This window comes from Candidatus Pantoea bituminis (assembly GCF_018842675.1).
GTDB classification, from domain to species: Bacteria; Pseudomonadota; Gammaproteobacteria; order Enterobacterales; family Enterobacteriaceae; genus Pantoea; species Pantoea phytostimulans.
The window spans coordinates 261,294-284,253 of the sequence record NZ_JAGTWO010000001.1; the positions used below are offsets into that span (position 1 = coordinate 261,294).

At 49.6% G+C, this 22,960-nt stretch carries 24 protein-coding genes and 4 pseudogenes; 12 read left to right on the top strand and 16 right to left on the bottom strand.

The features are described from left to right. Positions 1-173 precede the first annotated feature (173 nt). Complete coding sequence (locus KQP84_RS01390; RefSeq protein WP_215844912.1) at positions 174-872, top strand: RluA family pseudouridine synthase; 699 nt, start codon at positions 174-176, stop codon at positions 870-872. Between the two features lie 118 nt (positions 873-990). On the opposite strand, the gene KQP84_RS01395 is transcribed toward KQP84_RS01390, so the two are convergent. The 3 genes from KQP84_RS01395 to KQP84_RS01405 form a co-directional block, all read right to left on the bottom strand. Then, positions 991-1,530, bottom strand: a complete 540-nt coding sequence (locus tag KQP84_RS01395; RefSeq protein ID WP_215844913.1) for a DUF2058 domain-containing protein — start codon at positions 1,528-1,530, stop codon at positions 991-993. A 272-nt stretch (positions 1,531-1,802) separates the two neighbouring features. After that, a complete protein-coding gene (locus KQP84_RS01400; protein WP_215844914.1) occupies positions 1,803-2,327 on the bottom strand; it encodes a VOC family protein in 525 nt (174 codons plus the stop codon). A 42-nt stretch (positions 2,328-2,369) separates the two neighbouring features. Further along, the gene (locus tag KQP84_RS01405; RefSeq protein ID WP_215844915.1) at positions 2,370-2,936 is read right to left on the bottom strand and encodes an NADPH-dependent FMN reductase; all 567 of its coding nucleotides are present in this window, start codon (positions 2,934-2,936) and stop codon (positions 2,370-2,372) included. A 126-nt stretch (positions 2,937-3,062) separates the two neighbouring features. Between KQP84_RS01405 and KQP84_RS25915 the strand changes: the two are divergent. Both KQP84_RS25915 and KQP84_RS01415 read left to right on the top strand, forming a co-directional pair. Beyond that, positions 3,063-3,991, top strand: a pseudogene (locus KQP84_RS25915) (LysR family transcriptional regulator). 161 nt (positions 3,992-4,152) lie between these two features. Continuing rightward, a pseudogene (locus KQP84_RS01415) lies at positions 4,153-5,321 on the top strand (MFS transporter). Between the two features lie 705 nt (positions 5,322-6,026). Here the strand turns inward: KQP84_RS01415 and KQP84_RS01420 are convergent. Together KQP84_RS01420 and KQP84_RS26065 are read right to left on the bottom strand one after the other, a co-directional pair. Beyond that, positions 6,027-6,866, bottom strand: a complete 840-nt coding sequence (locus KQP84_RS01420; protein ID WP_215844916.1) for a DUF1173 family protein — start codon at positions 6,864-6,866, stop codon at positions 6,027-6,029. Next, positions 6,863-7,309, bottom strand: coding sequence for a DUF1173 family protein (locus KQP84_RS26065; RefSeq protein WP_215844917.1), 447 nt, complete (start codon positions 7,307-7,309; stop codon positions 6,863-6,865). Before KQP84_RS26065 ends, KQP84_RS01420 begins: the two co-directional genes overlap by 4 nt. Positions 7,310-7,476: 167 nt before the next feature. Here KQP84_RS26065 and KQP84_RS01430 point away from each other — a divergent pair, with 167 nt between their 5' ends. The 3 genes from KQP84_RS01430 (at position 7,477) to KQP84_RS01440 (ending at position 10,047) form a co-directional block, all read left to right on the top strand. Continuing rightward, on the top strand, positions 7,477-7,860 hold the full coding sequence (locus KQP84_RS01430) for a hypothetical protein (protein ID WP_215844918.1): 384 nt from the start codon (positions 7,477-7,479) through the stop codon (positions 7,858-7,860). A 104-nt stretch (positions 7,861-7,964) separates the two neighbouring features. Continuing rightward, positions 7,965-8,222: an HNH endonuclease signature motif containing protein gene (locus KQP84_RS01435; protein ID WP_215844919.1), complete on the top strand. Its 258-nt coding sequence runs from the start codon at positions 7,965-7,967 to the stop codon at positions 8,220-8,222. A gap of 466 nt (positions 8,223-8,688) precedes the next feature. Then, entirely contained in the window at positions 8,689-10,047 is a 1,359-nt protein-coding gene (locus tag KQP84_RS01440; RefSeq protein WP_215844920.1) for an esterase-like activity of phytase family protein, read from the top strand. A gap of 291 nt (positions 10,048-10,338) precedes the next feature. On the opposite strand, the gene KQP84_RS24950 is transcribed toward KQP84_RS01440, so the two are convergent. The 3 genes and pseudogenes from KQP84_RS24950 to KQP84_RS24960 all read right to left on the bottom strand — a co-directional run. Continuing rightward, positions 10,339-10,695 (bottom strand): LysR substrate-binding domain-containing protein, encoded by a 357-nt coding sequence (locus KQP84_RS24950; RefSeq protein WP_309140116.1) that lies wholly within the window; start codon positions 10,693-10,695, stop codon positions 10,339-10,341. Beyond that, positions 10,584-11,087, bottom strand: coding sequence for a LysR substrate-binding domain-containing protein (locus KQP84_RS24955; protein WP_252515099.1), 504 nt, complete (start codon positions 11,085-11,087; stop codon positions 10,584-10,586). The genes KQP84_RS24950 and KQP84_RS24955 overlap by 112 nt, the downstream gene beginning before the upstream one ends. A 59-nt stretch (positions 11,088-11,146) precedes the next feature. Next, positions 11,147-11,260, bottom strand: a pseudogene (locus KQP84_RS24960) (helix-turn-helix domain-containing protein); the annotation flags it as partial. 153 nt (positions 11,261-11,413) lie between these two features. Between KQP84_RS24960 and KQP84_RS01450 the strand changes: the two are divergent. The 3 genes from KQP84_RS01450 to KQP84_RS01455 all read left to right on the top strand — a co-directional run bounded on the left by KQP84_RS01450 (position 11,414) and on the right by KQP84_RS01455 (position 12,685). Further along, positions 11,414-11,980 (top strand): glutathione S-transferase N-terminal domain-containing protein, encoded by a 567-nt coding sequence (locus tag KQP84_RS01450; protein ID WP_252515100.1) that lies wholly within the window; start codon positions 11,414-11,416, stop codon positions 11,978-11,980. Further along, complete coding sequence (locus KQP84_RS25735; protein WP_256449255.1) at positions 11,977-12,111, top strand: hypothetical protein; 135 nt, start codon at positions 11,977-11,979, stop codon at positions 12,109-12,111. Before KQP84_RS01450 ends, KQP84_RS25735 begins: the two co-directional genes overlap by 4 nt. Before the next feature lie 202 nt (positions 12,112-12,313). Next, positions 12,314-12,685 carry a DUF427 domain-containing protein gene (locus KQP84_RS01455; protein WP_215844921.1) on the top strand — a complete coding sequence of 124 codons (372 nt, stop codon included), beginning with the start codon at positions 12,314-12,316 and terminating at the stop codon, positions 12,683-12,685. 206 nt (positions 12,686-12,891) lie between these two features. On the opposite strand, the gene KQP84_RS01460 is transcribed toward KQP84_RS01455, so the two are convergent. From KQP84_RS01460 to KQP84_RS01480, 5 genes are all read right to left on the bottom strand, one after another. Beyond that, entirely contained in the window at positions 12,892-13,623 is a 732-nt protein-coding gene (locus KQP84_RS01460) for a 2-phosphosulfolactate phosphatase (RefSeq protein WP_215844922.1), read from the bottom strand. Between the two features lie 277 nt (positions 13,624-13,900). Then, positions 13,901-14,185, bottom strand: a complete 285-nt coding sequence (locus KQP84_RS01465; protein WP_256449258.1) for a zinc-binding dehydrogenase — start codon at positions 14,183-14,185, stop codon at positions 13,901-13,903. Between the two features lie 107 nt (positions 14,186-14,292). Beyond that, positions 14,293-15,414, bottom strand: coding sequence for a serine hydrolase domain-containing protein (locus tag KQP84_RS01470; RefSeq protein ID WP_215844923.1), 1,122 nt, complete (start codon positions 15,412-15,414; stop codon positions 14,293-14,295). Positions 15,415-15,541: 127 nt separating this feature from the next. Beyond that, positions 15,542-16,516: a GlxA family transcriptional regulator gene (locus KQP84_RS01475; protein ID WP_215844924.1), complete on the bottom strand. Its 975-nt coding sequence runs from the start codon at positions 16,514-16,516 to the stop codon at positions 15,542-15,544. Positions 16,517-16,645: 129 nt separating this feature from the next. Then, entirely contained in the window at positions 16,646-17,425 is a 780-nt protein-coding gene (locus tag KQP84_RS01480) for an MBL fold metallo-hydrolase (protein WP_215844925.1), read from the bottom strand. Positions 17,426-18,031: 606 nt separating this feature from the next. Between KQP84_RS01480 and KQP84_RS01485 the strand changes: the two genes are divergently transcribed. Both KQP84_RS01485 and KQP84_RS01490 read left to right on the top strand, forming a co-directional pair. Further along, a complete protein-coding gene (locus KQP84_RS01485; RefSeq protein WP_215844926.1) occupies positions 18,032-18,934 on the top strand; it encodes an alpha/beta fold hydrolase in 903 nt (300 codons plus the stop codon). Positions 18,935-19,243: 309 nt separating this feature from the next. After that, positions 19,244-19,902: pseudogene (locus KQP84_RS01490) on the top strand (SDR family oxidoreductase). Between the two features lie 244 nt (positions 19,903-20,146). On the opposite strand, the gene KQP84_RS01495 reads toward KQP84_RS01490, so the two are convergent. From KQP84_RS01495 to KQP84_RS01505, 3 genes are all read right to left on the bottom strand, one after another. Beyond that, positions 20,147-20,734: a TetR/AcrR family transcriptional regulator gene (locus tag KQP84_RS01495; protein WP_215844927.1), complete on the bottom strand. Its 588-nt coding sequence runs from the start codon at positions 20,732-20,734 to the stop codon at positions 20,147-20,149. After that, complete coding sequence (locus tag KQP84_RS01500; protein WP_215844928.1) at positions 20,731-21,327, bottom strand: NAD(P)H-dependent oxidoreductase; 597 nt, start codon at positions 21,325-21,327, stop codon at positions 20,731-20,733. The genes KQP84_RS01495 and KQP84_RS01500 overlap by 4 nt, the downstream gene beginning before the upstream one ends. Positions 21,328-21,515: 188 nt before the next feature. Next, positions 21,516-22,103 (bottom strand): TetR/AcrR family transcriptional regulator, encoded by a 588-nt coding sequence (locus KQP84_RS01505; RefSeq protein WP_215844929.1) that lies wholly within the window; start codon positions 22,101-22,103, stop codon positions 21,516-21,518. A 78-nt stretch (positions 22,104-22,181) separates the two neighbouring features. Between KQP84_RS01505 and KQP84_RS01510 the strand changes: the two genes are divergently transcribed. Then, entirely contained in the window at positions 22,182-22,907 is a 726-nt protein-coding gene (locus KQP84_RS01510) for an SDR family oxidoreductase (RefSeq protein ID WP_215844930.1), read from the top strand. Positions 22,908-22,960 lie beyond the last annotated feature (53 nt).

The window sequence follows — 22,960 nt, forward strand, 5'->3', positions numbered from 1 at the left end:
GTGAAATTAACATCGTTGTGCTTGCACCGCCAACAGAGTAAATCGCGAAATATCTGGCGCCGTCATTACTGTGACAGGGTGTTCTTAACACGCTTTATTAGACTAACAGCCAGAGTCGTCAGTCGACTTAAATTTCGTTATCATCCGCTCCCCTTTTCCATGCGGATAGCCTGATGTCTAAGATTATCGATACCTTTATTGCCCCGCCGTGCCATGAAAAGATTGAGATTCTCTACCAAGACGATCATCTGGTGCTTATCAATAAGCCCGCCGGGCTGCTCAGCCTCTCGGGGAAAAATCCGCAAAATCTCGATTCTGTGCATCATCGGATGGTACAAATATTCCCCGGTTGCACTCTGGTACATCGCCTTGATTTTGGTACTTCCGGGTTGATGGTGATTGCCCGCAACAAGGCCATAAATGCCGCTCTCTGCCAGCAGTTCAGCCAGCGCAGTGTGACCAAGGTGTACAGCGCACTGCTTTGCGGACATACAGACAATGACGAAGGAGTAATAGACGCTGCGATTGCCAAAGACCCTGCGCTGTTTCCGCTGATGACGATTTGCGCAATTCACGGCAAGCCTGCTCGCTCTCGCTATCGGGTCGTTGAGCGCTTTTATCATGAGTTGGACAATGGGATGTCTCTGCCTTTAACGCGGGTGGAGCTAACCCCGGAGACCGGGCGTACCCATCAACTCCGCATTCACTGCCAGCAGTTTGGCCACCCTATTTTGGGTTGTGACCTGTATGGTGGTCGCCTGCTGCCCGGTACTGAACAGACGCCGCGGCTGATGCTGCACGCCAGCGAGTTGCATTTTGTTCATCCCATCAACGGAGAGGGGATCAAAGCCCGTAACGCCTGCCCGTTCTGAATGCGAATGAATCTATGACGTTGCTTCCGCAAAGTTACCCGATGTGATGCTAAAGACCTCTGCGGGGAGGCTAAACCAGAGGCATTTGAACGTGAGATCTGGCCTCTGTAACCGATGATTACCACATTAGATCATCGGGCACTTTAAAATCAGCATAGGGATCTTCTTCATCCTGCTCTTCCTGACTGAGGGCGCTGTTTAATACAATACTGTTTGCATCTCGCTGCGCAATTTTATCGGCTACGCTCGAGGGGATAATCGCGTATTCACTCTCGCTACTGTTATCAACAACCAAACGAGCAATGGCGAGACGCCCACTAATCAGCTGAGCTTGCGTCATCTTATCCACAACTATTTTTTTAATTAAATTGCCGTCTGTGAAGTTGAAACCAATATCCCCTTTTGAAATGTCGATTCTGTTCATTTCAATGAGTTGCTTCACCTGAGCTTTATACTCTTTAGATAAAGCGGCTTGTTTTTGTTGTTCACTTAGCTGTTTGTCACGTTCTAGCTGTGCTTTTTTATTTTCTTCAACCGCTTCTCTTGCCGCACGGGCCTGAACGCGTGATTTTTTAGCTGTTCTTTGGACTTTATCCATTTTTTTGCTGGTTACTAATCCAGCTTTAAGCATCTGCTCTTGTAAGGTAAGTTTTGTCATCTTTGTTTCTAAACCAGTTGAATAATTTGTGGGATTATACCTGTAATTTTTGCGGCTATACCAGATCGCAAGCGCTGATCACTGTGTGGCTTTAGTTTGAAGGGATCTAACAGCGCTGGCGTGACCTTTTATCAGGCTTAGACAACCGCTCTGTTAATAATGCCCGTTTATGGCAGGAAGCAGACAGTAAGGAGTCGTTCTCTGTCCGCTATGAGCAAAGAGCTGACATTGTGTCCTTACGGGTACGCCAGCCTAGGCGCACCCAATCACATTCAAGGCTTCCAGCGGCGCAGAGAAGTATGATCTTCATAAGGCAATCTTGTTGGCAGGGATATCAGCTCAATGACGCTGCCCCACGGCGTGCGGCCGTAACAGAAGAAGTTATTGTCTCCGACCTCAGTCGGAAACATCAGCGGCTGAGGAGAGGTAAACATTTTCCCGCCGGCACGTTCAAACAGGCTGATGGCTTCATTAATATTATCAACGTATACGGCGAAATGCTGTAACCCGTAGTCGCTTGGCCGCACAGGCTGATTCTGTTCTGGCCCTTTCATTTCAAAAAGCTCAAGCCCCGGCCCGTGCTTCAGCGTCATCATTCTGACTGTGGTGATACGTGTTCCCGGGAACAGATTAAGGATGTTTTCCGTATCTTCCCCTTTCACGTCGTCGTCCGATTGTGAAACGGAGTCATAGATAACTTCTGCACCAAAGGCTTCTTCGAAGAAGCGGGTCGCCTCATCAATATCAGAAACGGTGATGCCAACGTGGTCCATACCGCGAATAGTTTCGGTAGACATAATTTTCTCCCAAGGGGTTTACGGATAAGAGTGATGGGATGATCAGCCCTGGTTGGCCGTCATTTTTGCAAGTGCAGCGAGCTGAGCTGATATCAGGCTGCGGGTGTCAGCATCCGTTATGCTGTCATTTTCGGGATCCAGTCTTGAAGGGACCTGACCGATCATGACTTCAGGCTTGTTAAGAACCCTTCCGTCCAGAAAGACCAGAATCTGGCGCAGGTGATACTGGGCCCTTGCACCGCCTATCGCCCCGGGTGACGCCGTCAGTATGGCAACAGGCTTGCCGGCAACTGGGGTGTCCGGCAGGCGGGAAAGCCAGTCCAGCGCATTTTTCAGGGCGCCCGGGACGGAGTAGTTATATTCAGGCGTGACGATAATCAGCGCATCCGCTGCCGATATTGCTTTTCCCATTGCCACCACCGCATCGGGGAAGCCATGCGCCTGAAGGTCTGCATCATAGTGCGGTATCTCTCCTACAGAGCCGAGTGCGCTAATCTCCACATGTGTGGGTGCAAGTGAGGCAAGATTGCGCGCCACAATGGCGTTAAAAGATGCTTTGCGAAGGCTACCCAGAAGAGACACAAATTTGAGTGGTTTTTCCTGTGACATAGCTGTTCCCTGTGGTTAAAAATGAATTATCCGGCGGTTGCCGGTGCTTTATTTACTGTCGGGGATAATCCTGGTATAGAATTACACATCGATAAACACACCCTGAGTCGCCACAGAGTCAACTTTATGTCTACCGTGTTTACTGCCGATTCCCTGCGGGGAATTACCAACTTCGTCATTACGGCAAAATCGAGCAGTTTTACCGAGGCTGCGGAGCAACTCGGGATTACTAAATCAGCCGTCGGTAAGAGCGTGGCACGGCTTGAGGAGAGGCTGGGAACGCGTCTTTTTCACCGATCAACGCGTAAACTGAGCCTGACGAGTGATGGAGAGGCTTACCTGACCAGTTGCCTCTCGGCGCTTGAAATTCTCGACTCTGCCGAGAATACGCTCAGCAGACGTCAGGAAAATCCCGCTGGGACGGTCCGTATTGATATGCCTGCGTCTTTCGGACGGAATCTGATGATGCCGGTATTAATCGAGAAAATGACCCGCTACCCGGCCCTGCGGCTGGCGCTAACTTTCAATGACCGTCTTATTGACCCGGTGGAGGAAGGCGTTGACCTGGTTCTGCGACTGGGAGAGCTACAGAGTACCGATGAGCTGATCGCCCGTCGGCTGAGCCGGCAGCGGCTTATCCTGTGCGCCTCTCCAGCCTATCTTGAGCAGAACGGGCTGCCGGCCGAAATGGAGGATTTGAAAAGCCACTACTGCATTATGGGCTACCGTCGGGGCGCCCCCTTGCCTGGCGGCTGCGAAAGGCCGGGGAGCGTGAAGTGAAATATATATCCCCCACAGCACATCAGATAAGCGACGGAGATGCCATGATTCAGGCCTGTCTGGCTGGCGTGGGGCTAGCGCAGTTTCCTGAGTCTATGGTTAACAGCCATATCGCCGCAGGCAACCTGATTTCCGTGATGGCAGATCATGCCCCCATCCCGGTTGAGTTGAACGTCATCTGGCCCCGAACAAGGCACCTCATACCCAGAGTTCGCCTAATCGTTGACGCACTGCTGAAAAAGGCCGGAGAAGGCTATTTCGGTTCGCTTAGGTAGACTTTTTGTCGTCACTGAGGAGATACCAGGGCCGTTTATCGCCTTTTAGCAAACTTATATCCTTATCGTCCCGCTGCTTTAATTGCCTTACGGGCTGAAACCTTCCCGTCTGCCGGAGCAGTTAAAACGTAAAACATAATGTTACTTACAGGATATTTGTTATGCCATTAGCTCTATGGGCGCTGGCGATAGGTGCATTCGGTATCGGAACAACTGAATTCATCATTGCCGGGCTGCTCCCCGTCATTGCCGTTGATTTTAACGTCACCATCCCCGTTGCCGGCTACCTGGCGACCTCATATGCGCTGGGGTCTTCGTCGGCGCACCGGCCCTGATTATTCTGGGTTCAAAAGTCCCGCGTAAAGCCATGCTGGTTTTCCTGATGCTGCTCTTCGTGGCAGGTAACCTGGTGACGGCGTTTGCCCCGACACTTGGCATTGCCATACTAGGCAGAATTATTACCTCGATGACGCACGGCGCTTTCTTTGGCCTTGGTTCGATTATTGCAGCAGATATGGTTGCACCGTCTAAGCGCGTGAGGGCCATTGCGTTCATGTTTATGGGGCTGACCGTAGCAAACCTTATAGGCGTACCCGCAGGCACCTGGATAGGTCAACACCTCTCCTGGCGTGATGCCTTTATGGCCATAGCCGTGATAGGGGTCATTACGGTTATCAGTATCGGAATGCTCATCCCGCACCAGCCAAAACCCCATAACCAGAGATTTGCGCATGAGTTTAACGCCTTCAGAAACGTCAACGTGCTGCTGGCAATGGGTATTACTGTTTTCGGGCCGGGGGCATTTTTTACATCAATTACCTACATCGCGCCAATGATGACGGAGCTGGCAGGATTTAGTGAAAGCAGCCTCGCGTGGCTGATGCTGCTGTTCGGACTGGGATTGTTTACGGGAAACCAGCTTGGTGGCCGGTATGCCGATCGCGCTCTTATGCCGATGCTCTACATCACGCTGGCTGCTCAGGCCGTCGTGTTACTGGTATTCAACTTTACGGCGCACAGCCAGGTTATGTCAGTTCTCTGCATTTTCCTGATGGCTGCGTTTGGATTTGCGACAGTTTCACCTATCCAGAAACTGGTGATGGATAAAGCACGGGCAGCGGGTGCCCCCACGCTGGCCGCTGCGGTTAATATTGGTCTTTTCAACCTCGGTAATGCCGTAGGAGCCTGGCTGGGTGGCGCAGTGATTGCTGCGGGATTCGGTCTGCAATCGCCAAATTGGGCAGGCGCTATATTGTCTGTCATTGCACTGATACTTGCGGTGTTGTCCGGTCTTACGGATAAAACCGGGCACGCTGCAGAGATGAATTAGACGGTATTTTGACTAGCCAGTGAGAAAGTCATCTGAAACATTCACTGGCTATAACAGTTAACGCAAAAATTATTCGCACTTCACTTAACCGGTTAACTAACGTCCGCTTATGGCACAAAGCGGACGGTCAAAGTCGGGAGCGTCTGAAGCCGTTTCTGTATTCAGGATTGTTGCTGCCCTGCTTGTATCCTGATTATGGTTTGCCGGATTGTATTAAATTCACGTGCACTGGCACTTACCCCGGTATTAAGACGTTCTGTAACTACATATCAACCTGAGCGGGGATTACGTCTGGTGAACAAACCTCAAATTGGGACAGGCTAAATACCGCGCATTACGCTCAGTGGATAGTAGTCTGTACAGAAAACAGGCTTAGCGTAGAATATTTTTCGTTTTCCAGGCAGCCCCTTTTAGGTTGATGAAAAAGTAACTTTACCTGTTAAATCACATTATGTATTTCTGACTTCCTCTGCCAGCGTTACGGCTAAGGTCGGCCTGGTCATTACAGACTCCTGTGAACGCTGATTTTTGTTCATGTCTGTCCTGCACCCGGACCTTGTAGAGGCCGTGCACAACTCTCACTGGAAAGAAGTTCTTTTAAGCCGCCTGGTCGGCTACAACCGTAATTAAATAAGAGAATGCGGGCAATGTGAGGGCTTTCGCCCTCTTCTGGTTATCGGACATTTCAGGCCTTGTATCGACTGACTACTTCTGAAGATCCTTATGTTTACGTATTTTGGCTGGTGGAAATACAGGGATCATTGCCGTATCTGGCGAGTTATACGCATCCCAGTGCCACCAGCCTGCTGTACCATAGCGGGAATTATAGATCGCCATCTTCTGGTTCTTTCTGATGACATACTCAGGCGTACCCATACCAAACACTTCCATCGGAAGGTGGTTTGTTTCAGTATCCAGCAAATGAAAATCAGCAAACACATCATCTTCTTCGGAATCGTATCGAAGTGGTTTCATAAAGCTTCGTTTTTCAGCAGCCAGCTTTTCCTCGATAATTCCTTCCAGTGAGGAATCCAGTGGTATCCACCGGGAACTGACGTACATCAAAGCCATCCTCAGCACCTTTGCCTCTCTGCCTACAGGTACGTCAGTCAGGGCAATAAGGATAACCCGCTCTCCTCGTTTCCAGGCTGCATGTTCTGAGGGATGCCGTCTGAGGGTTTCTTGCCAGGTTCCGGCATCAGTTTCAAGTTTCGGTAGACCAGCAAAATCTCTGACGGGTACGTGTGTGTTTGCAACTTCGCGTTCTTCATTCCACCCGGCCAGTGAGGTAATGACAACAAGCCTCTTTTTTGCAGATGCCGCTGAAGCCAGTTTATCGCTGTTGGCCTCAGCCTGCGGTGTCGCGTTTTGAGCACCGATCAGCAAAACATCGCTCAACCGGGTGCGACCGGCACGTACGCGGCCTGCTGCCTGTTCCAGCCAGCCATGAACCGAGCCGGTGAATCGTTTATTCTTCATTGCAGGATGCCAGACGTTAAGTCCCGCCTCCGTCCAAAGAAGGCTCAACAGCCCCAGCAGTTTCATAACCGACTGTGTCTTTCCCCCGCCTGAATACCAGGAGGTCCGTCTCCTCTTGGTTGCCGATCAACGGGGTTCTCGCCATCAAGGGAAACGGCAAGCTGTACTCTCAGTGTGCCATCGATCTCTTCTTCCACTACTCCCTCTGTATAGCTTTGTTGTCCACTAATCGAGGCTGATGAGTACCAGACACATTCCGGGAAATGCTCAATGCCACTGTTGCTGAACCGGCTGAGATGATATCTGCCAGATTCTTTTCGCAGCCGGATTGCAAACCTGCGGTCACCCGTGCCCGGACAGCAGCACTGCACGAGTGGATCATGACCGTGATGTTGTTTCAGAACGGATTGCCATGATCTGACGAATTTCTCTTCTGTCTGAAATCCCACGCTGTAAGACTTCGTTTCCCCACTACGGGTAATATTAATTTGGTACCGGTTCTTTTTCACGGTCGACCCCTGTCGTTTTTAACTAACTTATCAGCTCCGGTAAAACAGACCAGTCATAACATGAGGTAAAACAGCACTGTCCTGCCAGTTTTCTGAGCTCCTCCCTGAATTATCTGTAAAAGGCGCGCATCCATTGCCGATAGTACTTAATCACACCAGGAGGATTCATGAGCTTACCGGAACTCAAGAAAGGAACGACAATATATGCCCTGCTTAAAGAGGCGGGTATGGAACTACAAGACTGGCCCCACGCAAACTATCCTCGCCAGAACATGAGATGGGCATGGATTGAGGGCGATATCGTTGTCATGAATATCTGGATGCATAAAGTGGAGTCGCCTGCCGCACCGGAAGGCAGCTATGTCACCCGGTACATATCCCGTGGTCAGGGTCATGTTGGCGAAGAGACAGACAGAATTTACCAGGCCGTTATTGAGCGAAACCTTCCCGTTCAGGTCATCCTGCATAAAGAAAAAACAGTAACCTGCGAGTTCTGGACAGCGTCCAGTGGAGTGCGGAATATGAACCGTCAACGGGTGAGATCACACTGACCAGAGGCAAACCGGTCAGGTATATCGATCAGAAAGGATCGGTAGACAGCACATCTGATTCCGAAGAATCACCAGCGGTTAAGCGAAGCAGGAAGTTGCGTGAGATGGCTATGGTCAGAAGCAGCGGCACGTGTGAGCTCTGTGGGAAAAAAGGATTCCGTACGCGCAACGGCGCAATCTTTGCGGAAGTGCATCACATTGTGGCCTTAAAAGATGAGGGGCCTGATGAGCTGTCTAATCTGATCGTACTTTGCCCGGATGACCATCGCAGGGCTCACCACGGTGATGATGCGGTTGAATTACAGCAGGCGTTTGTGAAAATAAGGAATACGAAAAACGGCGTGATGGCTACAGGCAGTTAGTTGTTTTTTTAACGGTGAGGGATGTTTTGGTTGTGGTGGCGACTGTTTAAGTTGCATGGCTTGGCATGGTGATCCAGATGCAATTGATGCTGTTGAGAGACTTACGGGCGAGAAGGTTGATGTCCGTTCATGTAACGTTAAAATTCAGTTATGAGCAAAAAGCGGACGTTACCGGTTCAGGGAAAAGACGCCACCAGGCTGAACATCTTTAGCTACCTTGCCAGGCGACGCCTGTCTCAGTGAACTTCCTGCCTTAGGCATTACGGGCCAGTGTTCGCATCAATGTCACCCCCTTTGTCCTGGAATTTTGACCATAATATCTAAACATACAGGTTCATTCTCTCACCATCCACCTTCTTAACGGTGAAGAAATCAACCTGTTAGCAGCCAATGTTTCCCGGAGATTTCATTTTTCTGTCATTTTTGTTCTTTATGCTGTTAGCTTCCCTACATGGATATTAACAATATGAAAATGAAAGCTATTTCTCTGGTTATTGGCTGTGCGCTCTCTTCATCAACGCTCGCGGCGCAGCCGCAGGTCGAGCGCTATATCGTCAGTTTTCCCGAAGGTACGCGCGTAAGCTACAACGGCGCGTTTGCCAGCGCGTTTCCAAATGGTTTGCCGGTGGGGATCGGCTCCGGTTTGCTGTTTACCGGCAAACAGGGGGATGCGCTCACCTTCGCAACCGTCACCGATCGTGGGCCGAATGCTGACTCGCCTGATGTGGGTAAGAGAGAGGCAAAAATTTTCGTCACGCCAGAGTTCGCCCCGCTGCTGATGAATATTCGGGTGCAGAACGGCAAAGCGGAGGCCACGGACGCCCGACCGTTGCATGACGATAAGGGCAATATTAACGGATTGCCGCTGCAGGATGGCGTCATCGGATCAACCAATGAAATCGCGCTAAGCGATACGTTGAAAGTGCTGCATGGCGATAACCGCGGTCTGGATACGGAAGGTATTACGCCGGACGGCAAAGGAGGGTATTGGCTGTGCGATGAGTATGGTCCGTTCCTGATTAACGTTGATGCGCTCGGCAAGATCCTGACAATTCACGGGCCGCAGGCAGCAGAGGGAGAGAAATCGATCGCGGGCGGTCTGCCGAACGTTCTCAAATGGCGTCAGCCAAATCGTGGATTTGAAGGGCTCACCCGCATGCCGGACGGGCGTATCATCGCCGCGGTGCAGAGCACGCTGGATATCAACGGTAAAAGTAAAAAGCAGGCGCGCTTTACCCGCCTGGTGAGCTTCGATCCGGCGACCGGGAAAACCGCGATGTATGGTTACCCTATCGACAGCGCCGCTTACGCTAAAAACAGCGACGCAAAAATTGGCGATATCGTGGCGCTCGACAATCAGCATATCCTGCTGATTGAACAAGGCAGCGACAAAGACGATGCGATGCGCAATCTTATCTATAAGGTGGATCTTAGCCCGGCTACCGAGCTTGCAGCGTTCGATAAGCCTGGCGAGTATCCGGAGTTTGACGACGAGAAAGCGCTGGCGCAGCGCGGCATTAAGCTCGCCGCTAAAACGCTGGTGGTCGATTTACGTCAACTCGGCTGGCAGCAGGAGAAAGCCGAAGGTCTGGCGCTGATCGACAATAAAACGTTGGCGGTCACCAATGACAATGACTTCGGCGTGAGAACGGTCATGCAAAATCCGGTTGAAGGTAAGAAGCGTAAGGATTATCGGGTGACCGAACAGGGGACGCTTACGGTAGATGATAAGCCGGTTGCAACGACTATCGGCGTAAAGCCGCTGAAGAAACCTGAGTCGGACAGCGAATTGTGGATTGTCACGCTGGCGGCACCGCTGAAATAAACACTCTCCCCACCCCAGGCTGCGTCCCTTAATTGCATCACTTTTTGTAAAAGAGCCGGATGCAGCCCAGTTTTGCCATCGACAGATCATTCCTCGGCGTCTGGTCACAACGGGCTACGGGCCAGACATCGTCTGCTATGAGTCAGAAGCGGCGAGGTAGGGAGTGGTAAAGCGCCCCTGAAAACATTGTGATTTCGCGTTTTTATACAGCCTGGGCCGCCAGCAGACGCTGAGAGAATGGCTGATCGTGCTAAAAAAGCTGCGACTTCGATATCGAGCGCATCCTGTAAGTTAGGATTTCACTGCTGAGCGCAAGAACTCTACAAATGCGCGTACTCGCGCTGATAGATGACGATTCTGGGGGTAGAGAATCGAAAACGGGCGAGAGCGGCCTCCATATTTTTGAAGGACCTCTACAAGGACTCCACGCCTTAAAGCGTCTCCCACGGCAAAGCGATAGGTTTGATAAAGGCCTCCGCCCGCGTTAACCCAAGCGACAGCCCCTAACGCATCATTAAGTACACGCATCCGGCTCGTTATCTGTTTCTCGATTGAAGTACCTGACTCATCGGTGAACAGCCACTGCAGTGGGCGCCCTGTATTCGGTGATATGTACTGGATGCAATCGTGTTGATTGAGGTCATCAATACGGTATGGTTCACCTTTTTTGCAAGGTATGTCGGCGTTCCGAATACCCCAAGCGAGGCGTCCTCAAGCTTGAAGGCGACAAGACGCGAATCTTGCAGAACGCCTAGCCTAATTGCCAGGTCAAAACCCTCTTCAACAAAGTCGATTATTTTGTCCGAGATACTAATCTCGATATCGATCTGCGGATAAAGCTCAGTGAACTTGGGCATTAAGGGTAAAAGGCGAAACGTGCCGTAAGCAGCACTGACGCTAATGCGTAGCGGTCCGCTAGGGACGGTTTGTGAACCCGTGATCGCTCGCTCAGCCTCGGCGATCTGCTCAAGCGCCAGATGACATTCTTTCCAATAGAGCTCGCCCTCAGCTGTAAGCTTGACGGCGCGGGTGGTCCGCAAAAAAGACGTACTCCGAGGCGCTGCTCGAGCCGACTGATCGACCGACTGACTGCGGCCGGCGTCAAACCGAGAATCTCAGCCGCACTGGTGAAGCTGCCGGTCTCCGCTGCTCTACAGAACTGTTCAATGCTGCCAAGCTGAAGTGGATTACCCGCTGCCATATTGATTACCATTTGTAATAAATGAATTGATTATTACATGGTTTATCAACCAGGAACAACGCATTAAGGTACATCTACTGCTTCAACAACAACGCGACAAGGCCGCGCTACTCAAGCAGTGCACGGTTTTGGCTTACACCTCTACATACTTTTAGGAGCTACACTATGACCAGCAAACTGAACGTTTTCACTTCGCCTTCGGCTTTCCCTAACCCACAGCGCCTGCGCCTGTTCATGCATGAAAAAGGGATCGCTGATCAGTTCCATGAGACAGTTTATGACATGACGCCGGTTGGCGAACAGCGTGGATGGCGTCACTTGAAAATGAATGCCTGGGGTGAGACGCCGACCCTCGAGCTTGCTGATGGTAGCTATATCTCCGAAACTGCAGCTGTCGTCCGTTATTTGGACCAGTCCTACCCCGGCCGCAAGATCATGGGGGAGACGCCGCTGGAACAGGGCCTGGACAACATGTGGGATAACCGCATCTGGGTTCACATCCTGTATCGAATCGTCACGGCTTTCCACGTTCTGCATACCGGTCTCGGCTTCAAACTCGAACTGACGAAGAACGAAGCCTGGGGCGAACACTGCCGCAAAGAAGCATTGGCCCATGCTGCACTGGTCAACAAACATCTTTCGGACGGACGCCAATGGCTGCTGGGGGCGACGAGCCTACTTTCGCCGACATCACGCTGGCAACCGCGATCGCGTTCTCGAAGTTCCCGGTGAATGCTACGCCGCTGGACGAACGATTCGAGTTCCTGGACGCCTACTGGCAGCGCTGGCAGCAGCGTCCAAGTTTCCAGGCTGCATATGCAGACCGTAGCAGCGGTATCCCTGAGCTCGATAACAAGGCGTGATCTAACTTTAAAGTCGCGCGAAATCCAACCGTGGATTTCGCGCAATAGAAGAGGTCTACTTAGAGGCGGTAGCGAGCAGGCGTGGTAGTCTGCTTCCGCCGAGGGTAGTCGGTTCAGTGAGATTAAAGCTAACGTCTAAAGCGTTGCACGGCAGGTGTATAACCCGCTGCGCTTCTTCTGTCATTTTACGGATGTGTAACGTATGAACAAACCTATAAAACTGCCTGGGCTGGACCATCCGATCACGATTACGCCCGAATTTCGCCGCGTTACAGTGACGCTGGGCGGAACGGCCATCGCGGACACCACCCGAGCGCTATGCCTGAAGGAAGCAAGCTACCCGGCAGTCCTATACATCCCGCGCGACGATGTTCGCATGGAGCAGCTCGAGCGTACCGACCATGCAACGTATTGCCCTTACAAAGGGGACTGCGCTTACTACAGCATTCCAGTGGGTGGAGAACGTAGCGTGAACGCCGTATGGACTTATGAAAACCCGTTTCCTGGAGCAGCACAAATAGCCTCTTACCTGGCGTTCTATCCTGACCGGGTTGACGCTATCAACATCGCTTAGGGCGCGACAGAGCTTTTTGCTCCTTCAGAAACCCGAACCTTGACGCGCTTCACTCCTTGTACCGTCGGTTGATTTACATGTCTGCTTTTGGCACAAAGCGGACATGCGGCAGGGCAAGGTCTGCTAAGAGCGAAAAGCGGGCATTGGCTTTCCAAACATTATTCAGGCAATCCTGAATTCTGGCTCAGCGTAGCTGGATTAAAGACTCATGCGCCTGATGCATAAAAATTGCCATATAACTGGCACGCCAGCTTAGCTGCATCTGTTTCAAGGCAGAGTTCGACATCCTTACTGAATCCGCGCTGTTGAAGTTCACAGGCTGAGGAACATTTATAAAGAGGAAGCAGATTTTGCTGCTGATAAAACTGCCAGGCTGCAACCGCCGCCTGTGCTTCTGGTGAGCAGTTTCCGCGCCCCATCACATCGATAATGCCGCCAGCTGCTACGTAATCTTCGACACAGGGACGGATGCTGCCATCAGGCCATCGCTCTCCACAGGGAATGATCAGTATACGTTTAAAAATGCCACATGCATTCGCAGTTGCAGACATGTTCCTGAGACAACCACTGAAAACCGCAATCCCGGTATCCCGCGCCCGGAAAGAAAGGGTCGATCCGTTAGGGGATGGCAGGACAAGCCTTTCGCCATCGCTTATGTTTTGAACAGAAACGGGCGACAGGCTGTAACCTTCACCGCTGAATCTTCTCTTCGGGCTGGCTACCTTCGCGCCGATTTTCATACCATATTCGTTTGCGGATTCATCTTTCCACGGATAGGGGTAAATGCGGGCACCTTTTTCAACAGCCAGGCTCACACAGGTGGAAAAGGACATAACGTCGACTATTACGGCGCAGTCTGCTTTTTCGGCTAAGTAATCTACAGCCGCCTGGCCCCATTCAAGGCGAACCTCGAACCCATCCTGGCTAAACCATTCCATTATTTTCTCTCGGTTAAAGTTTTTCTATGAGTCGAATTTAACATAGCTATGTTGAGCTTCGTTTCTTTAAAACCCTAACTAACAAATGTCCGCTTTTGGCACATAGCAGTAGTGATAGGCAAAAAAGTGTTATAAGCAAGGAACGGACATTTAGATTATGTTCAGGAGCACGATTAAAAGCATTGTTAAAGCGATTTAAACGCTTATGGCTAGTGAGTTCGAATGAATCGGGCATTCAATGACAACTGCCCGATTTTGCTAAAGTCAAAAATCGTTATCAGCCATCAATCTTGATGACGATTTTGCCAAATGCTCCACGAGAAAGGTGCTCAAAAGCTTCTACCGCCTCGTTAAAACGGTAAACCTGTTCAATTACGGGTTTGATTTGATGTTTATTGAGGAATGGGTTCATCCGATCAAAAGATGAACGTGGTGCAACCGCAATACCCCTGATTGTCGTCTGGCGGAAAATTAACGGCATCAAATCAAGTTGTGCTGTCTGGCCAGTAAGAAAACCTACCTGAGCAATCGTTCCGGCAACTTTTGTCGCAGCGATCGACAGTAAAAAATATCTATTTTATTGCTCGGCCCAATCACAGTATGCGCTGGTCCTGATAAGCAAAATAGATCAGATCACGCCAAAGTTCAGACGTAAAGTGAGTGTTATTTTTAATAATAAGAACATATTTCCTGTGCCAGTTTACCCACTTCTGCGTTTTTGAAAATTGTACTTGCACAGTGAGCTTCAGGACTAGCATGCATTGATCCAACATTGGTGAGTATGGCAAGTGCACAGTTTGTTTTTTCATACCACCATACGCAGGCGCTGGCACCAAGAACGTTTCCACCGTGACCGATGGCTGTGCCGTAATCAGTATCCATTCTAAATAAACTTAATCCCATTTCAGCATTATCGGCTGGCATCCACTGTTGCATTTCTTTCATACTTTTGGGATTGAGCAATTCACCGTTTTTGAGCGCCAAAATAAAATTAACAACATCCTGTGCAGTAGAAACGATCCCTCCGGCCGCCCACTCTACAGAGAGATTGATCGCGGAAACATCCAGAATATTGTTAGGCTCAATCTTAAAATAGTCTGAAACTCCGGCTTTTTTAATAAAATGAAGATCCAGCCTGTGGAATCTTTTGGAAGAATACTGATTTTCTAATGAGGCAACCGATTCAAGAGAGGTGCTTTTCAGCAAAAGCGGATTAATAATTCTTTTATATAACTCCTCTTCGAGGCTATTAGAAGTAAGTTTTTCGATCAACAGACCTAATAAAGTGAAATTACTATTAGAATAATGAAATGCTTCTCCTGGAGCACACAGCGGTTTTTTACCCCGGATATAGTCGAGGTTTTCCTGTGGCAGCCAAATCTTTTCCGGTTTGACCCTCTTACCGCGAGCATCATGAATCCATGAGTGCTGATCTTCCCAGCTGGGTATACCTGAATAATGCGAGAGTAAATGCCTTACAGTCACGCTTTCTGCATTTGCGACGTCTGCAAGGACATTTTTGTCCAGCCAAGTTGATATAGGTTCATCGAGAGTGAGATAATTTTCCTCGTTTAACTGGAGAATTAACACTGCAACAAAAATTTTGGTTATGCTGCCAATACCAAAAATCATTTCTGGATTGTTTTTAATTTTATTTTCAGCATCAGCATAACCCACTCCATGCTGCCATATTGTTTTGTCTCCTTTGCCAATAGCCATAGTAAGGCCCGGAAAGGTTTTCAATGCCATCTGATTAAGCAGATTTATTAACGCAATTTCACAAGGACTCATTCTCTCCATTCCTTTATTTTATCTATTATTTTATCTATTCCACTGCGTACAGTAATTTTAAGCCACCAGCAGGTAAATACCGTTTGTCAGCGAATCAACTTAATCACCCCCGCTTTCTTAACTGCTCTCACATCCTTTTGTGATCAACAGGCTCAGGCCCTCGAAATGCCCGACGCCATTCGCTTGGGCTGACACTGAATCTCGCTTTAAAACTCTGGCGAAAAGAGATGGGCGACTGAAAACCAGCCATTTCAGACACGCTTTCAATACTGCTATCCGTTGTTTCCAACAGTTCCTGGCTTCTTTGAAGGCGCTCCGCGTTCAGCCATTCTCCGAGTGTCGTTCCGGTTGCCTTGGAAAAATGACGCGTCAGCGTTCTCCGGCTCATATTGGCAAATCCAGCCAGCGAGTCGAGATCGTGCGGCTTGTCCAGATTGCGACGCAGGTATTCAATCAGCTCGTTGATTTTGCTGTCTCGCGTCGAGGCCGGGACCGGGCGTTCAATAAACTGGGCCTGCCCGCCCTCCCGGTAAGGTGGCACAACCATTCTTCTTGCAACGCGGTTGGCAATTGCAGAACCGTAATGGTTACGAATGATATTCAGACAGCAGTCAATACCGGCCGCCGTGCCTGCAGAGGTAATAAGACGTTCGTCGCTGGTATACAGCGAGTTGCTGTCAAGATGAACGGCAGGAAATCGTTTGATGAAGTCCTTTTCATATTCCCAGTGTGTTGCAGCACGGTGCTGATTAAGTAAGCCTGAATAGGCCAATACGTAAGTGCCTAAACAAAGACCCACCACCTCAGCGCCACGCTGCCATGCGCTTATCAGCTTATCCAGCAGAGCCTGCGAGGGTTTTTCATCAGGATTATGCCAGTAAGGCACAATGATGATGTCTGCAACGTCAAGCTGCTCAAGTCCGTGCTCTACGTTGATGGACAGCCCAATATCAGAGAGCACTACAACGGGTTTTTCGGCACAGATTTCCAAATGAAATAAGTCTGGCTGCGGCATCGACTGCCCAAAAAGAATACAAGGTACTGAAAAGTGAAACGGGCTAAATCCAGCCGTGGCGATCACGGCAACCGTCAGAGCAGACATGAAAGTCACCTTACCGTAAAGAATAACTACCGGCTTACCGGCAGATAAGTCGCTGATAGTTTAGTTTAAAGAGGGGAACAGATAGCACTGCGTGAGTGTATGCTCCCCTCAACCGGGCGGAAAGCGCTATTAGAAAGCCATTGTCTCACCGTCTGCCGGAATAAGAATTTTATCCTGAATGCCGTGCTCAAGCGAAAACTCGCGCAACTCAGCGCGGGTGAGAAGACAGTGATTTATTGATTCCATGTGCGAGGCCACGACGGTCGCAGTTGGCAACATCTTAAGCGTGCGCAATGTGTCTTCTTTGCCCATGATAATCGGTCCGTAAAGATCGTTAACAGCATAGCCAGTGTTAAGCACCACAACCTCCGGCTGGAAACGCTGCAAGCTTCTTACATAAGGTTTAACCCAGACGGTATCACCTGCAATATAGAGAGTTTTCTCATCATGATGTGTGAAGACCAACCCACACGCATCGCCTAGCAAATCGCCCCACAGCGCATCGGCATACAATTCGTTACTGCCGTGCTGACCATCGGTTTTATAAATAGTCAGCCCATCGACAAAATGATTTTCTTCTTTCAGAACACGCACATTAAGAAAACCCTGCGAGCTAACCAGCGCTGCGTCACTCTCGTTCTGCGTATAAACAAGCATGTTTTTAGGTACTGCCTGCTGCGCCGCTTCGTCCCAGTGGTCGGTATGTGTATGTGTCAGGATAACAGCATCTACAGACAGTAAACTCTCAACATTAACCGGCAAGGAAACCATAGGGTTGCGAAGATGGGGTCGTGCATTCCCGGCAAAGCCATCCCAGGCTTCTTTCTCTGCCAGCATCGGATCGATAAGGAACTTTTTACCGGCATATTCCAGCACAAGCGTAGCATTGCGGATTTGTGTTAATTTCATTTATTACCCCAGTGATTAATCAGATTCAGGCTCAGCCCTGTATGTGTTGTGGTACCGCAGCTGCCTGCGAGATGGCTTACTCTAAAAGGAAAAAGGGAGGATACGTGACAGGCTCTCAGGCCATTAGTCGATGAAATCGGGTCAATATCAGTGGTCCGTTTTTGCCGCGCATTTGTAAACAAGCAGCAGGCTATACAAGGTGATTCGTGTTATTCCTGAATCAATAGCAGCGATTGCGGTCAACGATCATGAAGGCTTAACAGAGCAAGGGAAAAGCTTGCGTTGAGTTAAATTGATTAATTTATCCTCAGTAAATATCTATTGATCACTCAGAAGAAAAATCTTCTTGCCTAAAGGCAGCTTTTTAGCTAATTATTTAGGAAGTGATCATTCTATAAATAGATTGTGATAGTTCATGCCAAAATCATTTGCAGTAAAAATCCGTGGTCGGGTACGGATTTTCAATAAACATTGACTTTTAAATCAAGGAATTATGCTGCTTTCCTTTGCGGGTTACTCAGCAGTGAAAGAGATCCATACAAATTTGTTTGCTTTGAAAAAGCGATGACTCACCCACTAACCGTTTACAAACATCCGGAATTAATAATGCAAAAATTTGATATGCCCTCTGCGCCTAAAGGATTCGAGCACAAATTTGTGCGCGTCAATGATTTGAGATTCCATTATGTTGATGGGGGCGCGAATACGTCTGAAACTATCGTTCTTCTCGCTGGCTTCCCGGAATCTTGGTATGCGTGGAGGCATGTTATGCCCACGCTCGGTGAGCAGTTTCGCGTGTTAGCGATTGATTTACCCGGACAAGGAGACAGCGACAAACCTTTAGATGGCTATGATACACAGACCGTTGCAGAACGCCTTCATGATGCTATCGCCTCGCTAGGTCTGGATAACTATCATCTTGTCGCTCACGATGTGGGTGCCTGGGTCGCTTTTCCCTATGCATTAACTTTCGGTAGCGAAGTCAGTTCTTTGGTTTTAATGGATGCAGGCATACCCGGCGTCACAATGCCGGAGTTTCTTCCCACTTCTTCTGATAAATCATGGAAAACATGGCACTTTTCATTTAATGCTCTGCCAGATCTTCCCGAAGTTCTTTTACAGGGACGGGAGCGTGAATATCTCGCATGGTTTTTCCACGAGAAGACCGTCAATCCTCATTGCTACTCTGAAGAAACGTTAAATGAATATGTTCGTATTTTCAGTGCGCCAGGCGGTATGCGAGCAGGATTGAGTTTTTATCGGGCGGCCGCAATGTCTACGTCTCAGAATAAATTATTGCTGAGCACAAATAAGCTGACCATGCCGGTACTCGGATTAAGTGCGGACCAGGGATCGATTCCGGATATCGCAGCTGCGGTAAGACCCTACGCAACAAATATCAGAGGCGATTTGATTAAGAATTGCGGGCACTTTCAGCCAGAAGAGCAGCCGCAGGCAGTAACAAATGCTGTTCTTAAATTCATTGAAGACGTTAAAGCGCATGAATAATTAACACATTATGCAAAAGCTGAGGCAGATTATGTGGGCGGTTACGAGGCGGGATTAAGGCATTTTTTTGATCAGCCTGCGCATTGCTTTCCCGGTCGCAGACGACGATAAGGCATTGTTCCGAACTGACAACAGACGAAATAAAGCAGGCTGCTGCCAGGACACGGGCACCTGCAAACCGAGATGCGCTCATCAATCATTTCATGGCGGCCAGCGGCCTGCTCAGCCATGATTATGTTGTTGCCTGCAACCGTGCCCTAACTCCCTAAATGCACCGTTGCTCCCAAGAATCATTGAAGAGAGGTATTGATGGCTAACGTATTTATCATTGGTGGTGCTGGGAACATAGGTTATCGCCTGTCATCCCTGCTCGCCAAAAAAGGGCACACTGCTCGCCCGCTTTATCGCAAAGATGACCAAGAGCCGTCGTTGCGCCAGATTGGTGCCGAGCCGGTAAAAGGCGACCTGACGAAACTGGATACCGGATCACTTGCATCGCTGATGGCAGGAAGCGAAATTGTGGTTTTTCAGCCGGTGCAGGGGGAAAAGGCGGAGAGGAAATGACGAATGCTATCGATGGCGAGGGGTTAAAAACCGCCGTTGCCGCTGCAAGCCAGGCCGGGATCACGCGCTTTTTGCTGGTCTCCGCATTCCCGGAAGCCGCCAGAGGAAAAGGCCTTCCGGCTAGCTTTGAAAATTACATGCGCGTCAAAAAGATGGCAGACGTCGCGCTTGCGGAAAGTGAACTGGATTGGGTGATTTTACGGCCCGGAACGCTGACTGATGAGAAAGGTAGCGGACTTGTTCGTGCCGGCCTGGCGATCCCCTATGGCGATATTTCCCGTGATGATGTCGCGATGACACTGCTGGAAATCATAGAACAGCCTGATGTCAGCCGCATCATTATTGAACTGACGGGTGGAAGTGTACCCGTGCGTGAAGCTATGCAGCGGATGGCAGCGCGATAAAATGTGCCTTCCGATGTCGCCACCAGCAAGTATCAGTCTGCTCCTGCATGGAGCAGACTGACGGGTTGGCAGCGCCCTTTTACAGCAGCTTGCTAAGCTCGCTAGTGTCATTTTCATTGCGCCCAAGTGCAGCAATTCGCGAACCGATCCGGTTTGATAAACCCTCATTGGGGCTTCAGTTCCCACAATGAGCGATCCCTAAATAAGAACAGGGATGCTGCTGCGCTTTGGGTGATTTAACGCATTAGCGATATCGCTCTACCAAATTAATGATCAGTAAAGTGAGCTCCTGAAGACCTTCCTGTTGAAGAATATCGCCACAGACAACCGCATTTGAAATGGCGTCCGCCGCACCCAGCATTCCCCACAAACTTGATTGTGGGATGCCGGCTGGTTTAACAAACTCAGCAAACCAGTTGCGAAATTTTTCCATAAAGTCGCGCTGATATTTGAGCTTGATTTCAGCAAGTTCTGGCGTGCTATCCAATGCTGACAGCACATCAGGGATTTCACGCCCTTGCGTCAGCACGCAGTCAACATAGCGTGATGCCACTACAGCTGCCTTCTCTTCCAGGCTGTTGTCCGCAGCAGCCATTGCGGCATCGATAATCGCAGTCTGTCGCACATCAAAATCTTCATAAAGGGCTACCAGCAAGCCTTGCCGTGACTTGAAATGGTCATAAACCACTGGCTTACTCACACCCGCTTCAATGGCCAGACGTCCCAACGCTAACGCATCAGTGCCTTCATGGCGCACGAGATTCCAGCCTACGGTAAGTAACTGTTGTCGCCTTGCCTGATAAGTCATGCGCTGACGAGGAGCCTGGATCATGCGGGTTCCTTTTGTTCAAAAAGCCGCTCGCCAAGGTTATATGCCAGAGCGTAATGTGAGTCAGGAAAGTTTTTATCCGACGCTAACAGTAATTCACTGGTCACTACCGGCGCACCGCAATAGCCAAAAATTCCGTGGTCAATTTGCGTGCGCATACTGCCGAAATAACCGTGGCGAACATAGGTACGCTGGCTCGCTGCGCCCACCGCAATCAGATGCACCTGTAAATGTTCAAGCTTCTTGATAACATTCTGGCCCGTATCGTCGTACGCCCAGCCTTGTGTAAACACTCTATCAATCCACCCTTTTAGCAGGGCTGGAAATGACCACCAGTAGATTGGATAAACCAGTATCAGTGCATTCGCGCGATCTACGCGCACCTGTTCGGCAATGACGTCAGCAGGTGAAGCTAACTTGCCCTTAAATTGGTCGAAATCCGCTTGATTGAAACGAGGATCAAACTGTTCAGCTGCTAAATCAGCATGCTCAACGGTGTAATTGCCGCTGGCAACAACGCCTTTGGCCAAGTGTGATGCCACCGTTTGGGTATGTGAATTGCAGTCAGGATGGGCAGTAACGATCAGTGCGTGCATGTCGGCAATCTCCGTTAAGGCATTACCTACTAGTAGTAACCTACGATTGGTAGGTTGTCAAACCACGTCTCAAACAGCAAAGGCTAAATAAACGCTGTTTTTCTTTTATCCCCGACAGGCTTGATGTAAAGCAGCAGCGTTGATTTAGGGCAATTTCGCCCTATTCAGATAGGTACAGAACATTATTATCAGCTGTTCCTGCAACTGACTGTTGAGAAGCTCCGGCCGATTGCGGTCAAAAAAGTCCGCACGGTTCCAAAAAGCACGTTCAATAAGGTCACGTTGAGAGAGGAAAGGTTCTGAAATTTCGCATCCGATGCTGAAGCAAGCATCCCTTCACTGGCTACCTCAATGCGCCGACACATGCTTTCAACAATATCACTCACGTCGATTTCAGCAGCTGCGCGATAAAGTGCGCAGGTAACGTCATAACGTTCTGTTTTAATGTTGATGTATTCACTGATAACGCCCTGAACCATTTGGGTATACGGGGCGCCCTGCAAGGTCTCACATACTTTTTCAATTCGTCCGGCGAGATGGTCTAAATAGTGATCAATCAATGCAAAGAACAGCGCCTGCTTGTTAGGAAAATATTGGTAAAGCGAACCCACCGACACCCCTGCCCGCTCGGCTACTCGCGTAGTGGTCAATTGCGAGGTTCCACTACTCAGTAAAACCTGAATAGTGGCTTCGAGAATAACGTCGACGGTAGCAGCTGATCTTCTCTGGCGCGGTGATCTACGCGGGTTATAGCTGGACAGGGTTTTCAACGTCATACGCGAATTCTTTTTAGTGAAGGATTATTCATATTATAGAGGACACCCTCTTCACTAATAAATCTAAAGGAGTAAGCGATGACCGTTTCACTTGCGCTGGTCACGGGCGGCAACAAAGGTATCCGCTATGAAATCGCGAAACAGCTGGCGCTGGCGGGTACCAAGGTATTACTTGGGGCACGCAATTCAGCCCGCGGGCAGGCGGCGGCTAATACATTGATGAACGAAGGACTTGATGTTTCATTCCTTCAAATTGATATTTGCGACGGTGAAAACATCGCTGCGGCGGCGGAACACATCGAAAATGCATACGGTCGTCTGGACATTCTGGTTAACAATGCCGGCATTGCAGATGCCCGTGATGGTTTACCGGGTAGCACTTCGCCAGACACAGTACGTCATGTACTTGAAACCAATTTTATCGGACCGCTGGCTGTTACCCAGGCGATGTTGCCTTTGCTGCGTAAGTCATCAGCCGGGCGTATTGTGAATATCTCAAGTAGTCTTGGTTCGCTTACGCTGAATAATGATAAAGAGTCACCGTTTTATAATGTGAAACTTATAGGCTATAACACGTCAAAAGCTGCACTGAACATGCTGACTATTCAGCTCAACGCAGAACTGAAAGATACCGCGATAACCGCTGTCTCGGTTTGCCCCGGATTAGTTAATACTGATTTAAGCGGGCATTTGGGCGACCGCACGCCCCATGAAGCAGCGGCTTTCCCGGTCCGTCTAGCTTTGCAAACGGCGCCAAATAATGATGCCGCGTTTCAGAATGAAGCTGTCGTGCTGCCCTTGTAACTCTCTGACTGTATCCGTGATGCTTTTCCGTATTAATCACCGCTCACAAGTCT